The 17,263-nt window shown below is 44.3% G+C and carries 11 protein-coding genes; 7 read left to right on the forward strand and 4 right to left on the reverse strand.

The window, feature by feature from the left end; all coding sequences use genetic code 11:
- The 4 genes from deoC (at position 1) to BN1117_RS08530 (ending at position 5,384) form a co-directional block, all read left to right on the forward strand.
- Positions 1-765, forward strand: a complete 765-nt coding sequence (gene deoC / locus BN1117_RS08515; RefSeq protein WP_040096530.1) for a deoxyribose-phosphate aldolase — start codon at positions 1-3, stop codon at positions 763-765.
- Positions 766-1,152: 387 nt separating this feature from the next.
- A complete protein-coding gene (locus BN1117_RS08520) occupies positions 1,153-2,289 on the forward strand; it encodes a Fic family protein (protein WP_040096532.1) in 1,137 nt (378 codons plus the stop codon).
- Positions 2,290-2,361: 72 nt separating this feature from the next.
- Entirely contained in the window at positions 2,362-3,348 is a 987-nt protein-coding gene (locus tag BN1117_RS08525; protein WP_040096534.1) for a competence protein CoiA family protein, read from the forward strand.
- On the forward strand, positions 3,345-5,384 hold the full coding sequence (locus BN1117_RS08530; protein ID WP_040096536.1) for an ATP-dependent helicase: 2,040 nt from the start codon (positions 3,345-3,347) through the stop codon (positions 5,382-5,384). The genes BN1117_RS08525 and BN1117_RS08530 overlap by 4 nt, the downstream gene beginning before the upstream one ends.
- Positions 5,385-5,895: 511 nt before the next feature.
- Here BN1117_RS08530 and BN1117_RS08535 read toward each other — a convergent pair.
- Positions 5,896-6,375: a hypothetical protein gene (locus BN1117_RS08535; RefSeq protein WP_040096539.1), complete on the reverse strand. Its 480-nt coding sequence runs from the start codon at positions 6,373-6,375 to the stop codon at positions 5,896-5,898.
- Positions 6,376-7,410: 1,035 nt separating this feature from the next.
- Between BN1117_RS08535 and BN1117_RS08540 the strand changes: the two genes are divergently transcribed.
- The 3 genes from BN1117_RS08540 (at position 7,411) to BN1117_RS08550 (ending at position 10,819) form a co-directional block, all read left to right on the forward strand.
- Positions 7,411-8,541, forward strand: coding sequence for a YcjF family protein (locus BN1117_RS08540; RefSeq protein WP_167334820.1), 1,131 nt, complete (start codon positions 7,411-7,413; stop codon positions 8,539-8,541).
- A 99-nt stretch (positions 8,542-8,640) separates the two neighbouring features.
- A complete protein-coding gene (locus BN1117_RS08545; protein WP_167334821.1) occupies positions 8,641-9,777 on the forward strand; it encodes a GTPase in 1,137 nt (378 codons plus the stop codon).
- Between the two features lie 349 nt (positions 9,778-10,126).
- A complete protein-coding gene (locus BN1117_RS08550) occupies positions 10,127-10,819 on the forward strand; it encodes a hypothetical protein (RefSeq protein ID WP_040096543.1) in 693 nt (230 codons plus the stop codon).
- Positions 10,820-10,979: 160 nt separating this feature from the next.
- On the opposite strand, the gene BN1117_RS08555 is transcribed toward BN1117_RS08550, so the two are convergent.
- From BN1117_RS08555 to BN1117_RS08565, 3 genes are all read right to left on the reverse strand, one after another.
- The gene (locus tag BN1117_RS08555) at positions 10,980-13,250 is read right to left on the reverse strand and encodes a hypothetical protein (protein ID WP_040096545.1); all 2,271 of its coding nucleotides are present in this window, start codon (positions 13,248-13,250) and stop codon (positions 10,980-10,982) included.
- 714 nt (positions 13,251-13,964) lie between these two features.
- Positions 13,965-15,215 (reverse strand): GIY-YIG nuclease family protein, encoded by a 1,251-nt coding sequence (locus BN1117_RS08560; RefSeq protein ID WP_040096547.1) that lies wholly within the window; start codon positions 15,213-15,215, stop codon positions 13,965-13,967.
- Position 15,216: 1 nt separating this feature from the next.
- Complete coding sequence (locus BN1117_RS08565) at positions 15,217-17,235, reverse strand: DEAD/DEAH box helicase (RefSeq protein WP_040096548.1); 2,019 nt, start codon at positions 17,233-17,235, stop codon at positions 15,217-15,219.
- Between the last annotated feature and the right edge of the window lie 28 nt (positions 17,236-17,263).

The raw sequence follows: 17,263 nt of genomic DNA on the forward strand, positions 1-17,263 counted from the left end.
ATGAACAGCAGTATTCGTGCCCTTACCTTGATGGATCTCACCACCCTCAACGAGGATGATACTGACGCCAAGGTCATTGAGCTTTGTCAACAGGCCAAGACCCGTTTTGGCAACACCGCCGCCATCTGTATCTTCCCCCGTTTTATCCCTGTTGCACGCAAAGCTCTGCAAGAACAGGGCACACCTGATATCCGGATTGCGACCGTGACCAACTTTCCCAACGGGAACGATGACATCGAGATTGCCGTTGCAGAAACACGTGCAGCAATTGCCTATGGTGCCGATGAAGTCGATGTGGTTTTTCCCTATCGAGCCTTAATGAAGGGAAATGAGAAAATTGGATTTGAATTGGTCCGTGCTTGTAAGGAAGTCTGCGAGACTGCCGCGGTGACGCTGAAAGTCATCATTGAATCGGGAGAATTACAGTCAGAGCACCTCATACGCCTAGCCTCCTCTATCGCGATCAATGCGGGGGCTGATTTTATAAAAACATCCACAGGAAAGGTCAAGGTGAATGCCACACCAGAAAGTGCACGTGCGATGCTGGAGGTCATTCGAGAGATGGGCGTTCAGGATACTGTCGGTTTTAAAGCCGCTGGAGGAGTCAAAACGGCAGAAGATGCGGCGTGCTATTTGGCTATGGCCGATGAGATCATGGGGCCAAACTGGGTATCCGTTGATCGTTATCGGTTTGGGGCATCCAGTCTGCTCGGCAGTCTGCTTACTGACCTCGGTGAGAAGTTAGAGGTACTGGGGGACTACTGAATAACATAATGCTATTCAACAAACAGGCTGCACTCCGCAGCCTGTTTGCTTATGGTAACAAAAGTACCAGCCTAGCAGGCGATCTCGCTAGGTTGCCGGGTCCTTACCAGTCTTATCTTTACTTACTATTAGCGTATTGAATTATTTACTCTTTTTTTTTAACTGTATGGTCTTGGAATTAGATAACAACTACACAGAATTGATACTAAGTGGCCAAATTCACTATGCCACTTCAGTCCCCTAAACACCCGGCTCTGTTATCTGAGTTGTGCAATAAGCCGAATGAGGGCTATTATCGGTTCATATCGTGAGCCGAATGTGGTGTCAATTCGGCTCATTGTTGGCATTGCACTGCTTGCCCGCGACACAAAATCAGCGAGATTATCGATGACCGTAGACTGGATCTGGCAACACGAGAACTGGCCTCATTTTTGCTGGCAAGACCGGCAGTTACTGCCAAAGCTACGCCAAGTGCACCGTAATCTGGGGTTGCTCCAGGGCCTTCACTTATCAGCTCACAACACAACACTGGCGCATCAGACACATGCCCTAGATACGCTGCTGGCCAATGTCGTCGCGTCCTCGGCTATCGAGAATCAACAACTGAACTCTCAGTCGTTACGTGCATCTCTGGCATGTCGCCTCGGGATAGTGGAGCAGTCCCCCTACCCTACCTCAGTTAGATCCGAGGGACTGGCCGCGATGATTGTGGATGCAATTAGCAGCGATGAGCAGTTGACGCTTGAACGCCTGCTGCAATGGCATCGCTGGCTTTTTCCCGCAGATGACCGGAGATCGCATCAGATACGTGTTGGCCAGCTGCGTGGTGATGAGCCGATGCAGGTGATATCCGGAGCACGAGATCGACTAACCGTGCATTTCGAGGCACCACCACGAGAGGGGCTGGAGGAGGCATTGGCGACATTTGTCGACTGGTTCAGAAGCAGTCTCGATGAGCCCTGCCTAGACCCATTACTAAGGGCCGCCATCAGCCACATATGGTTTGTCACTTTGCATCCGTTTGATGACGGTAACGGACGGATTGCCCGAGCCCTCACCGATCTTGCACTCTCTCAGGCCGACAACCAGAGCATCACTCTGTATGCAATGTCGACCATGATTTTCGAACACCGAGCCGATTACTATCGCGCTCTGGAGCAGACTCAGAGAGGAGGCGTGGATGTCACAGAGTGGCTGGTTTGGTTTTTGGACACACTCAACGTCACGCTGGAACAGGCCCAACAATCATGCACACATGCGCTTGCTCGAAACCGCTTCTGGCTGCTACACGCTAGTGACCAATTGTGCCCTGAACAGGTGATGATACTGAACCATTTGCTCGACGGTTACACACAGGACGGCCTTCCGTACATTAGTGCCAGCCAGTATCAAAAAATTGCTCAGGTGAGCAAATCTACAGCCACGCGCCACCTTACTGATCTACTGGAAAAAAACTGCCTAGAAAAAGAACCTGGTGGAGGCGGTAGAAATACCCGTTATAGGCTCAAATTGACAAATCACTGATAAAGGGACTCAAAATAGGATGAGTTTCACAGACCTGTTCTTAGCGGCGATTTTCTGGGACCCTTTACAGTCATGACAAGTCAATTCAGCTCAATACAGTACGCCTTCGCCTTAGACAGCCAAGGCGCACTCACGCACATTAGCGATGCTCTGCGCTCGAGTATCTACACCTGTCCAGGCTGTAAAAAAAACCTCACGCCAGTATTAGGCGAAAACTATGCTAAGCACTTCCGTCATTCTGAAGAATGTTGCGCCGTTGAAACCTACCTGCACAAGTGCGCCAAAGAAGCATTCTTCTATCGCTACCAACAAGCTCTCAGCCACGAAGTGCCTATTAGCCTTGAGCTAGAGCGCCGGGTTTCCTGTAATGGTTCTCGTTTGGCATTAGTTAGGGACGAAACACTTCACTGCCTAAAATTCGTACCTGCGCGCTACAACTTGACTCAATTCTTCGATCAGGCGGAATTGGAAAAGTACGATAAGGTTACAGGACTGCGCCCAGACATAATGTTGTGTGATGCTGCTGGCGAAAGGCGTTGTTATGTCGAGATTTTTGTTACGCACCCCTGCTCTCAAGAGAAGATCGAAACCGGCATCCCGATTCTTGAGTTTAAGGTTCACTCTGCCGCCGATATTCAGATGTTGCTTACCGGGTCATATTCAATCAAGGATACTTCTCTGAGAGTGTTCAACTGGGCCCCTCCCTCGCAAACCGTTGATACGTGCACTGGAGTCTGCTCCGCAGGTAACGTGGTTATGTCTGTTTGGAGCTTAAGCGATTCCGGCCGACTCAACGAACAAACGATGCGGCTCGCTGAAGTGGATCTTACAATCAACTCTGACGTCAACACATGGCCGAAATCGTTAGGAAGTGCCGAGTTGGCCGATAACTTAAGAACTTTTCTCCGTCAAGCCGATCCTCATTCGTTATTTTCTAACTGCATTATGTGCGAGCAAGCAAACCGCTGGGAGGATGGCTATCTGCAATGTCGAAGTAAGGCAAAAATAGTTCCTTACACAGAGGCCCGTCAGTGCGCCAGTTACAAGGTTAAGGCATGAAAAAAAGACTGACTTGGGAGCAAAAATGCATTGTTGGCCATGATACCGGACATGCGTTGGTAAAAGCCGTACCGGGTAGTGGAAAAACAACCACTCTCGTCAAGCGCATTGAAAGGTTAGTAAAAACGGGGACGGACCCTCGTTCCATCCTGGTTTTGATGTACAACAAATCTGCCCAGGAGAACTTCACTGAGAAATTGAAAACAGCACTGAAGTCGGGAGTGATACCAGAAATCCGCACGTTCCACAGTTTGGCCTTAACGATTGTTGGTTACGGGGAGCGCCGACAGCTAATCAAGAAGAAAAACCTCATCACACCCGAGGACTACCGATATGAGCAACTGATTAAGCAAGCCTATCGCTATGGTTTTGACTATGAGGCGAGTTACATCGACCCCAATGAAATTGAAACCTTCGAGTTGTTTATCTCTTGTTGGCGCGCTGCGGCAGTAACTCCTGTTGATGCAGCTAATGATCCAACATTCAACAACATCAAACGAGAATTTATTCGCGCTTATAGCCGCTATTGTGAGCTGTTGGAGGAAAACTGTCTGCGAACCTTTGATGACTGTTTGGTTGAGGCTGTTGCACTGTTGCGTAAAGACAACAGCCTTGGTGCCCACTTCAAACACATCATTGTTGATGAATATCAGGATGTTAACTGGATACAGCATGAAATGACCCGCTTGCTATCCAAGCAGGATACGTCAGTTATGGCTGTGGGTGATGTTAACCAGTGTATTTACGAGTGGCGAGGTGCTCGACCAGATTTTATCGGTGGCCTGTTTGAACAGCATTACCAGAATACGAAGGTATTTCAACTTTCATGCACGTTCAGGTTTGGCCATGAGCTTTCCTTGATGGCAAACTCGGTAATTCGGCGTAATTCCACTAAACTGACCAAGCTTTGTGTCAGTCATCCTAGCACCCCAAAAACGGAGGTCAGATTGCACTTTGATAACTGCTTATCCAAGGTGCTCTCAAACCTTTCTGTGAACAGCGGAACACGAGCCATATTGTCCCGCACTAAGGCAAACCTTGCCGAGGCGGAAATTGCATTACGCCTATGTGGGCTACCCTATCGCTACCTCAATGGTTCAAGCGCATTACATACCCGTACTGAAATCGGAATACTGGTAGTCGGCGTATTGCTGTTTGTGTACGGCGATCTGCGGCTACTTGAAAACCATCCTAACAAACAAGCGATTGTCTACGGCTTTCTGAGGGAGGCTGGTATTAACTGGCAGAAAGGGCAATTTAAAGCGGCGCTCAGTGGATTGATGGCTCCACATGCCGATCTATGGACTGTTCTTGGTCAGATACTCGACGGCGCACAATACCAAAAAGACCGGCTAGGAAGACTAGCCACTATTTGCCAGAATGGCGGAGAGGAAACACCAGCTATTGATGCATTACGACACCTTAGCATGGTGGGTTTCATTGATAGTATTGGCTCAGGCGGCGTGACACGCACTGGTTCAAACGATCGGCAACGAGGTGTCGTGAAGATCGTGGAACTACTTGACTCCAGTAAGATCGATATCCATACGTTTTTAAAACTTATCCTAAACCCTGAGGAGGTGGCTTCTGACTGCGAACCCTTCATCCTTTCCACACTACATGGTTCCAAGGGGCTAGAGTGGGATAACGTAATACTGATCGGTTTGAATGAGCAGGAATTTCCTGGCGGCAAAACCGATGATCTTCACCGCGTGCGCACATCAATCCCCCCCCCTTCGATCGACCAGGAAATCGAGGAAGAACGTCGGTTGTTTTATGTCGGTATTACTCGCACAAAACAGCAACTTAATCTGGTTGCCCCTATTGATGAAGGACTCACACTGTGGCTGAAAAATCGCTGGGACAGCACCCCGAAGAAGTTGCCGATAGCCACTCGCTTCGTCTATGAAGCGGGCTTGTCTGCTTGTGCTGTTACCAGTGATGCGATCTATAACAACACGTTTAAGAAACTGGAGAGTGACCTCAGCAAGTTTCACCAATGGTATCTAAGAGATCTTCAGCGATTAAAAGTCTAGGGATAACGGACAAGATACTTGCAGGTTTCCGCTTCGTGCTAATTATCAAGTTCAATAAGGTCTATTGCTCAGAAGCAAGCTTCTGCACAACGCTCAGCATAGCAACGCCTCGCAGCACCAGTATAAAGAGTTTTTAAGCGATTCTGAGGGGCTATGCTGGCCAGTATTCAGGAGCCAGCTCTATATCCACTCATTTCAGCTATGCCACGGCAACACGACATCTAACCATTAACTCGAAAATGATTAGATGCAAAATAGATCCGAAGGAGAGAGGGATTTTTAACTTCAGGCTATGTGGTAATAAACTCAAGGGGACTGTAAACAAGCAGCGCTGTTTACAGCCCCACATACGTTGAGAATGCTATTTTCATCGAATTTGAAGTTTACGTTTTTGGTATGGATGTTTTAAGCACCTACATACAGCAATTTAAATTTCAGAATTACCAGTAATACGTTGAAACAAGCAAGACCAACCTTTAATTGTTCAGCATTGAAACTAAACTCACATCAATCATAGCTTTGCTTCTGCTCTTAACAGCACATCTATAGCCATTTTATAATTTGCTAGAATAATAGAGTCATTCACATAGTCAGTCCCCATATCTGCAAGGAACTCCTCAGCAGATTGGTAGTCACTACCTGGTCTATAGTAACTTGGCATGTTGCTTTGGGCCCAATCTGAAAGCACTTGGTCATAAGTAACAGCCCTATCATTCTCATCATTGTCAGATGATGCAGCGATATCATCATAATACATCTTAATAGATACATTATCTAATGCACTTGCTACAGATTCTGCAATGTCATCATTTAAAATCACAAATGCAGGGAAGTCATGGAATTCATGAATATGGTTATAGTTTTTGAGCACAACATGCTTATCAAGGGGGCGGATGATTTTATCCAGGTTAAATCTATATCTCAAAAGGTCAAGAGCTTCATTATGAGCCTCGATATCAATCGCACAAATTTCATTATTTACTTTTTTCATTACAATACAACCTTACATGTTAACATGGGATATTTCAGCACTTGTGTTTATCTATTGGTAGTTGAAGCTCCGCAAATAGCGAGGAGCTTATTGCCAAATATGATCTTTAGGTTAAAGTACACATATTCATCATTTGCAGATGTGAATGTATAGCATGCACCTAGTTGCAGTTAATTTAGGTTGATTTCATATAAATGGCAATAGCAAACAACAAAAAACACCGAAAATATTTTATTCTGAAATTTCAATTATTTTTTTCTCTCTTTTATTGTCAATAATGAGGGGTTTCTAACGATGGAAATCAAAAAAAAAACACTCATAGAAAAATTTTTTCTCGTGGAAAAAACAATAGGTTTCCACAGAATGACTCCACCATAAAAAGTAAAAAAAAACGGCATGATACTCTCGCAAAAAATGATGTGGTTATGAAAAAAAATGCTTAGGTTTTTTGGAAAAAATCGTGGCTTTTTTACGTGCGTAAACTGAGGTTTCTATGAACCTACATGAGCAAAAAATCGATTAGTAACAGACGTAGAAGGAGTAGACGTTACCGTGTAATAGATCTGATTTTTGTGTCCAGATCTCATGCAGGAGTCGGCACAATTCATGCTCATGTTTGTTGTAGCCTGAGCACGGAGCGTGAGTTGGTAGGACAAGGCAGGTATGTGAAAGAAAAGTGCTTGCTCCAGGGCATCAATCTCCCCACCTCTAGCAACCACTTGATTCAAAAACCATGGCCATTATCTGGTTAGTCCGCTCACATCCAAGAGGCTGAAATATCGCCTATCCCCATGGTGTTTCCCGCTGAACTCGACAACCAGCAGACCCCAGCAGGTAGAGAGCCCATCCAACGGCTCAGAACTCCATTGAATCTGATGATGAGACTGGCATCATTCGAATCATCTTGGTTATGATAGTGACGCTAAGTAATTAGAATAATTGCAGGTTTAAGACTAATAACCTCTACATAATTGCAGGTTTAAGACTAATAACCTCTACGCGCTATAGTGCGCACTTGTTATGGAGATGAAGTTGATGGCCAGTATTGAAGATCGATTGGAAGAACAGTTTGACAATGAGATGGCTCAGGTTTCACGACCAAATCTCATGATCGTCGGTGGGACGGGGGTCGGTAAAAGCAGCCTCATCAACCTAATCTTCGGCAAGTCCATCGCCAAGGTAGGGACAGGACAACCCGTTACCCGAGGTTGTGAGCGCTACGAGGACCCTAAGGTACCATTAGTTATTTTCGATACCGAGGGATATGAGGTTTCTGAAGGTAAAATTTCAGCGGGTAACTTTCGTGAAAAAATCATTCCAGAGATCAAACAACGCAAAAACAAAGCACTAAATGAACAGATCCATCTCATTTGGTACTGCTTGTCGGTAGCCAACCACCGGATTACTGATTTCGACCTTGATAACCTTCGTTTGATTACAGACCAGCTAGATATACCAGTGGCTGTAGTTCTTACCCAATGTGATGCCGAACCAGTCGATGAGCAAGGCAATGGTGAGACCTCTCAGATATTCCGCCAGGTACTACGGGAAAACGGTATGACCTGTGAGGTATTTGAGACCTGTGCCAACAATCCTAACCATGACCCAGAACTAAAACTGGATCTTGAAAAACTGATCGATTGGTCAAGCACATCACTCAGTAATGACTCTCTACGTCGGTCGTTTGTGGCTGCACAGATTGCCTCTCTGCAAGCCAAGCGCAGCGAAGCGATGAACATCATCATGACTTATAGCGCCACCACCGCAGCAAGCGCAGGGCTCAACCCGATCCCAATGTCAGACGCGCTACTCATCGTACCTCAGCAGATAGCAATGGCCGCATCATTGGCCAAGATCTATGGTATCGATTCAATTGGTGAAATCGCAGTCAGTATGCTCAAGGGTCAAATCATCTCCTTGATGGGACGCCAATTGGCAGCCAGCCTGACCAAACTTATCCCGGTATTGGGGCAGTTCATTAACGCTGGGGTAGCCGGTGTCATCACTGGTGGGCTTGGGCTAGCCTTGATCGAGGTATATGAACGAGCCATCGAGGGCTATCTAAAAACAGGAAGGGCACCTGATTGGACCAAATTACTTTCAAGTGAACTATTTATGCAAGCATTCAACAGTGGCCTAGCCAAATGGAAAGCTAACAAGGCCTGATACTCACTAATGACACAGGAAGGTCCTAGTGAGAGGCAAGCCACTGTCCTTTATCCTAAGCCTTCCTTCTTAATAAAGCTGTTCAGGGTTATGGAACGCATGGACAAATTCGCAATCAATCTAATTGTTTTGGGAAAAAGCGGTGTAGGAAAAAGTAGTTTCTGCAATTATCTCTTCGACAAACAAGATATGTTTGAAGTCGGAAGTGGTAAACCTGTCACTTCTTGGGAAAAAAACTTCCAGTCGTACACTTTTGAACACAGAGGGCACCTGCTAAATGTGTTCGACAGTGTGGGTTTGGAGGCTAACAACTATGGACGTTGGAGAGACCAGTTCGATCGTTTTATGCGGCAACGGCGGGAACGCCCCATGGAGCCTGAAACATGGATACATGGGGCTTTCTATGTCATCAATGCTAGTTCAGCCCGACTAGAACCAGTCGATCTTAACCTCATCAAAGATATCGCCCAAGATACCCATATTCCCCTGCAAGTCATCCTTACCAATGCCGATGTCGCAGGGGAAAAAGTAGAAGCCTTGACGCAGGAAATTAAGAAGTACTGCCCAGGTGTTCCGGTCACCCCCCTGTGTTCAGTGTCTGTACGCAAGCGCGGTGGGCACTCAACCCAGCCCTTTGGTAGGGATGAGGTACTTTCATTATACCTAGAGCAATCACGCACTTTCTTGAGCAAACGTCTGGCCGCTATGAGTTGTTTGAATATCAAGCGAATTCTAAAGGAAATGCGCAACACAGTAGTTGACAAGATTGAAAGTGCAGATCTCAGCCTTTTCAAACTCGCAGACTTGGACCTTGATAAGGAAATCGAGCTCCCCGACTTGGATGAAGTATTTTCCGACTTAAAAAGTTTTGATGATTACCTGTCATCCTTTGGTTTTGATGGAGGCTGGGAAACCAGCTATGAGCTAGAAAACACTGTAACTCGAGCTTTCGAAGAGTTTCAAAGCAATATTGAAGCTCGCTTTAAAGAGATCGAAGATGGAGTTGATTCAGATAATCTAATGCGCAAAGTGGGAGCTATTTATGAGGTAGCAAAAATTATCCTTACCTTGAAGTCTACTATGATTGGCTGGCTGGATGACGGCTTTAAACAAGTTGATGTTGAACTCGACCACTTGTTTGTTAAATATGCTGAACAAGACAACTTCTTTGCCTCTTACCGGTTTCGACCCGAAATTTTAATCAGTAACAAGACGAAGCTATTCGGTATCTTCTAGTCAACAGAATTTTATGATACTTAAGTCTCCCAATTTTATTAAGATGTAAAAATATGTTGGCTTTATGATGTAGTAACTTATTAAATTTGGCGACCATAACAGGCATCATATTATGGTTCGCCAATCATTAGATGATGTGCTCATCCGTGCCCCTCATCCAGAGAAGTCATGACTTGCTGGCTGATTTTGGAAACAACGCCTCCAGCTTGCTAACTAGTGCCACAATTGAATACATTCTTTTACCTTGTCATCAATGTGTCAGACAATAGATATGACAATTTTATGCATTGCACAATATCGCTTTGTACCTACAGTTATTCAATCGATAAACTTGCACTGAGATTTAAAAATGGAACATCACATTCATTTATCAAAACAAGTTGTAGCTCAATTGCTGTTGAATGGTTTTGAGGCTTTTGTTGTACAACATCAAGGACAATTACGCAGTGGCATAGAATTGCACGCATCTGTCTTCGGTACGGTTAAAAGAGGAAAAGAGAAAACCACATATAAGGTTGAGTTTATTTCGGTGGATACTACCGCAATTATGCAAGCAGGGTCGGTTACACCTAAGGAAGATACACAATATCTGAAAAAGCATATTGCTGAACAAATGGGTTATGAGCGAATCGGAAATTTGCATACTCACCCTTATCTAACACATGAGGGTGATATGGATTTCATGAGAACTATTGGCTGCGACTTCTCCCCAGCTGATTTAGCAATTGTAGAGGATAGCTTAAAAGAAGAAAATGAAGAGTTTCTCGTTGAGTTTTTGCTCTCCATAAAACAAAACCAACGAAAAAACCTAGTTCGAGATGGCTTTCTTGATGATACTCGCAATGTATTTGAGTTCTCTGTTGGTAATTGTAAATGCTTCCTGAGAGCTCAAGTTTTTTCTCTTGATGGTAATGGGCGTTTGGTATTGGAAACTACATACCTACGAGACAATTATCTGCAAGAGTTTGGGCACTTTTTTGCGGACTTTGGCCGTATCGAAGCAAAGGAGGGTCGTAAACGCATTCTGAAATATATTTCTTAAGCTAGGAATACAGCTCAATACACAAACAGATTTTCTTTATATGAGTAATAATTTGAAAATGCGTAACCACTGTAAATAAATGCATTCCAAAATAAAACAATAAGACACCGGTTTGAGGCCGGTGTCAGGTGATGACTATATCTGTACAGGTTAAATATAGTTACTGACTGGCCAATTTTTTGGTAAGCCAGTAACTAATATCATTTGGCAGGTACGCTATTTTAACAGCTCTTTTTGAACGCACCGATCCTGGTCCATCACGATAGTAATTTTTGGGCTTACTCGAATCCGTTTTATAGCCAAAATTCTTATTGAGGAACGACTCTAAAAACCTAATTGGAATTCCCCTTTTAGATGGAATGATAAAATGGTCTTTATTAAAGAATTTTTTTACTGCAATGAGTTCATGACCAAACTTAAATTTTCCATTCTCAATCCACGCTAGGAATTTACCTGCCTCATCACTACTGTAGCAATAATTCTCACTGAGTTTTAACTCATTGGCTAGCGATTTTATCATTGCAAATGTTATGGACTCTTGACTGTTATAATAGTCAGCCCCCCTATATACTGGAATGTTATTCGTAATTATTCTGCGAGAATTTCCTCTATCGTCAAATTTTATTAACCCCTCACTTAATTTCTCACCGTAAAAATCCTCAATATCAAAAGCCTCCTGAGCATAAAATTCACTTCTATTTAATAACCCGCAAATTCGCTCCTCCTCTGTTTTCAACTCAGCTAACTCAAGCATTTTTTTATCACTAATCGTCATCTCAGGTAAAAGATAGCTAATTTTATAACCCTGTTGTTCAAGCATTGTTAGTAGGGTGAAATTATAATCCAAACACAATTTATGTTGAATAAACAATCGGTTAACCATATGCATTAATGTGGGGTTGTGGCAATACTCATACAAACGTTCAATAGAGTAATCACACCCCAACGCTGACATCACCAACTCTGTAATGATATGATCGCTATTTTTATATACCCTATTTTTGCCACCAATGAGCGCTAAAAATGCATTATTAGCATTCCTCGCCCGGTGGACAAACTGCATAATATCATTAGGCTGAACGAGCCCATTTGAAATAATTGCAGTAAATGTTAGATCCTTATCTGTGAAACTAAATCCATTTTTCACAACTGGTGTAAAAATTGATACCAGTTTACTGCTAACATTTTTGTTTATAGCGCCATTAGGGTATTTACGAGCAGTGTCAGCATCGATTAATATTTTATTGGGTGTATTTATTGCATTTACCAAGACGTTAACATTTGATTTTTTTGCATTATGTGCCTCGTCGCTAAATACAATACATTTTTTGTCGCTTGATGCACGCTCATTGATTTTGTTTATAATATCTGGTTTAGTTGTTAAAAAGATTTCTGGCATCACTTTAGGTTTGGATGACCTATATACGAACACCTTCTTATTACTGAACTCAGCCAAATCAACCAAAAAATCAAATGAGTCCTGACTTAAAAACGCATCGGCAATAACAACCGTGCTGGCATCAGTAATAATTTTTTTGAAATTATCCATCCTTTCAATGTATTCATCAACTGAGACTCTCATGCCCAATTCTGAGTGCATTAAATTAAAAACATCCTCAAATTCATCTATAATCAAAATTTGGCACTTATCCCGGATATGCTTATATTTTTTACTATATAAAATGCTCAGACTAACACCATAGACACCGGTTTCATTTTTGGGGGTATCTGTCTGGTAGTTTCGATTATCCAGATTGTGATAAAGAGAATTATTGAAAGCTCGAGATGGATTTAAAAAAATAGGATGCATGCCATTATTCCCAGCCTCATCAAATGTGGGTATTAGGCAATTAGTTGTTTTACCCGTACCTGGTGGGGTAACAACTATGTGAATCCCAGGGAAGCGATCTAGACATAATCTTTCGTGACAAAGATCGATATTAGTTTCAGTAATATTATCATTCTTAGTATAGAAATTGTGCGCCAAAGATACCGCGCTCTTTTTAGCAAACAAGTGTTTGTTTATAGCCTCGGCGATTCTAGTATGGAATCGATTACTAGTTTGAGACCAAACATAATCAATTAGAGACGTCTGAGACATTATTTCTGGGCAAAAATGATGAGAGTTTAGCGCCACAAAATCAATTGCTTCTTGCTCCTCCACCTCATTTTTAGCATACCCGAGAAGCAGCAACCCTAGATTGACCTTGTTCGAACCTGGCTTAAACTCATGCCCATCCAGCACGACTGTGATATTATAATCGAATGCAATTTTCACTGCATCAAATCCCGATTTATTGTCACTGATTAATCTTACTGAATTCCTAGACTCACCATCGCCAATAATTTCTACGATTTTATCCCTCAGCGCGTTAGATTCATCAATCCCAAATTTCAACTGGCAGTTTTCGCCACAACTCAACACAATCATATCCACCTCATTTAGTTTTTATAATAATATGGTGGCGTTTTTCAACGCTACATTTCTATTATAGTTATTAAATATTTAAATACTTCTCTAGCATTCACACCCAAAATTTGGCGTAGGTATGCTCCTTAGAGACTTTTTAATCTCTTGGAAGAATTCATAAATATAAATTATGTATCTACATACACTGACTGGTATGTACGAAATGAACGATATGCTGATTCCAATGCGTTTGCAATAGGGCAAATAAAAATATCTTGACTTTTCTCTAAATTTATTAGTTAAACATTATAATTGAGCCCTAAAATGGCAAAACTATCTATAAACTCTAATAATTTGGAGGTGTGGCAAGAGCTCTATCTGAATAGCCGATGCGATACAACGGCCACTACACAGCGATGTAGTATGAGGAGCTAGTGACAAGAACGATCTTTGACGCGATTTATTGTAACTGGTGTGGATGCACCACTGTGGTGCAAAACTCAAAGGCGTAGCCCGAACCGAACTACGATTGATTTATAGATAGGCAATATGTATGAGCATTCCTCGCTCTGCGAGAACGAAACCATTTTCAATTAAAGGGCGAGGGAATAGTATGTTTATCATCCCCTCACCCTTCAAGTAAAAGCATCCCTAATAAACTGCTCGTTTTACTGCTGCGAAAAATCTCTTAGAACAAATGGTTGAAAAGATGCATTCGCATCGTGGTCATATAACCTACTGCTTCGCAACAATCTTGCCAGTGGTGTTATCTAACCGATACTGAGAGATAGAGCCATCAACGATGTACTGAATTACATCCATAGCTGTCTCTATAGGAACACAAAACCACTCCTTCGGAGTATATACCTGTCCACCGAGCCCCTTTAGTTTTACATTGAGACGTCGTGAGGAAAGAAAACCATGAACTAAAGCCTCCAGCTTTTGCGCATTGAGATTGAAACAATGGTTGGTCGCAACTATTTGAACCGGAGCCTCCAGAAATGTACTGTCCAGCTCTGCATTTTTGATCCGCTCTTCCACCGATGTTTCAGTGAACCCAATCTTGTAGAGATTCGGCTTATATGGAATGAGAGCAGGATCTGTACTCAGTGTTTTGAGGATATAAACAACCCCGGTCGGCACTGTATCCAAAGATGGCAGCAATGATTGCCCATTGAGCTGAGCTTTTCGACCTTCGTTATCTCGAACCAAACCATGGGTCAATGACTGATAGAGCATGTGCATCTCAGTACCATTTTCAAACACCAGATAAAGCCTGGCATTGTACCCGCTATATTGCTCTAGGCGCTCCCCCACACTATCCACATAACCGATCACCCCATTGAGAATGAAGAAATCACCAGCAGCAATTTTCAACTTATGCGTGAAGCGTTCTAAACCAAAGGCTCCCGCCTTCAAACCATCATGGAAGGCAGTAAATAATGGGGCAAATCGGGGGAAATCACGGCACGGTTGACGCTGAGCAATCTCATCAGGTTGTTCTTTTTTCTCGCCAGAGATATGCCGCAAGTTGAAGATGTCAGGTTCATCAAAGTCGAGTAACCCATCATCGTCATCGGCAAAAATATCAGCAAGCGAAGTCACCAATTCAGACTTGCTTATGCACGTTTCAGGCTCAACCGCAGTAGCTAAATAACTCTGTTCTAGAGCTGTTTCGCCTCGGTTTAACAGACCGAATTTATCCTGCGCCTGCAAATGATCGCACTGGGCGGGATTTGCCAAAATCCCCTTAAGTCGTCTTGCCAGCAGCTTCTCCTCGAGCTGCGCACCACTTCCCTCATCCGGTAACCGGCCATGTAGCTCATAGAATGCAGTGATTTCAGCAAACTGTGCGCTGGCGAGATCGATGGGAGCCGCTTTGGCTTTCAACGGTTGAACATCCAGCAACCCCAGGTCATCCTCTTCACCGAGGATATCTCCCAGGCTCGATTTAGTGGCGAGCCTGGCTGTCGATAAGCGGATCATCTTAACGTCCCTGTGCAGCCATCTGTTGTTGCTTCATCTTGCGTATAAAGGCTAACGCTTCCGCATAGCGCATCTCAATCGGATCACTCGCATTAAGCGATGGCTCACGCCCATGTTCCTGTTTGAACTGCTTGATCTTGGGCCAGAGGATCACCGCCTCTTCTTCAGATACCTGTGATTTGGTTGCACTTACCGCCTGTTGAATCGTTTTCAGCATGACTGCGGTGACCTGCTTGGACAGGATCTCATAAGCACCGTGGAACGGATTAACTGTATCGATCAGGTCAATATCCAGATTGTCGATGCATAGGAACTTCTCACCCATTTTCAAAAACTGTTTACCCGCCACACCACTTCCAGTGCTGCCATCCTGATGACCTGCTTCACTACCTAAATCGACGTCCGCACCTTCTGGCAAGTCTTTGCCATCAATCAAGCCTCCCTGTTGGTTGATCAATATGGTTTGCAGCAATCCTTGCCGTACCTGTTCCTGCTCTTCCTCGCTCAGTTCCGGGTAGAGGGTCTGGATCACTTGAGGCAGCGCCACCTGTGTCACGGCTTCAATTGGCGTGGTATCTGTGATCGCCTCTTTCACCACCTGCTCTTTGGTTAAAAGCGCAGCCATCAACTCATTCCTGTCACCGTTCAAAATGTCCAATACCTTCTGAGAAACGGGTGTGGCCGTAGTGTCATCGATAATCAGGGTATTAGGCGGCAGTGGGGTGCCATCCCATTGCGAACGGGGCTTGAACTGAATGCTGGGAGCGAGGATTTGCTCCATCAACAGTGAAGTGGTGATTGCTTTGAGCATATTGTTTACAGATGCCCGAACATCCTCATCTTGCGCATCAGGTTGGGCGATCAGATTGGTAAACTGGGCATGCCTCTTGCCTTTGCAATCACGGGTAGCACGACCAATGATCTGCACAATCTCGGTCAGCGAGCTGCGATAACCAATGGTCAACACATGCTCACAGTAAGGCCAGTCAAACCCCTCCTTGGCCATTCCTAAGGCAATGATGATGTCCATATCATCGGCATGTTTGATATCTCGTAAATAGGCCTGAACTTTTGGGCGTTCAGTGGCATTGTCATCTACCAAGTTGGCCACTTTCAACATCCGCCCATCTTTGGCTGTGATATGCAAAATGCCCGATTCCGGGTCACGCATGGCAACCTCACCCAACACGTCAAGAATGGCATCTACCTCACCGTGCTTGTCCTTGGTCGATTCACCTGAATTGACGTTAGGGATATGGATGATAGTTTTCTTGCTGGCATCAAGCACATCAGGCAAAGCATCGATATAACGCCCCTGATAAAAGTGATAACCGATGCCAAGGGATTTCAGGTACTGGTAGCCATTGAGTTGTTCGTAGTAGGTGTAAGTGACCTTGGTAAACTTGGCCTCATCCTCTGCGAGCAGGATCGGAACTGTATCTCCTCGGAAATAAGACCCCGTCATCGCGACAATATGGGCGCACGACTCATTCATCAGAACATCGATCAGGCTCCCCAATCGGTTATCACCATCTGCGGACACATGGTGAAACTCATCGATGGCCACAACACAGTCGTTGAAGACGGCCACTGGTAACTTATCAAACGCAAACCGCAGAGTGGCATGGGTGCAAACCAAGATCCGATCATCACCACTCATAAAGCGCTGAAAAGCGTTGACCTTTCCGCTGTCACTACCATCAACACAGAGATTGTTTTCCGGGCTTACCACCCAATCGGCAAAAAAACCATGTTCGGTTAACTGCGTATTCTGGAAAGATCCACCGATGGACTTTTCTGGCACAGCTACTATCACCTTGCGCAGCCCCTGACGCTCTAACTTGTCGAGCCCCAGAAACATCAAAGCACGAGACTTGCCGCAAGCAGGCGGTGCCTTAATCAACAAATACTGGCTATTACGCTCGGCAAACGCACGCGCCTGCATCTCGCGCATCCCCATTTCATTTAAGCTGGCACTCTGGCCTGTCTGGCCATACTCGACATGCAACAAATTGTTCATCGTGAATCCTTCCGAATAATGGTGACAC

The sequence above is a fragment of the Aeromonas australiensis genome (assembly GCF_000819725.1).
Classification (GTDB): domain Bacteria; phylum Pseudomonadota; class Gammaproteobacteria; order Enterobacterales; family Aeromonadaceae; genus Aeromonas; species Aeromonas australiensis.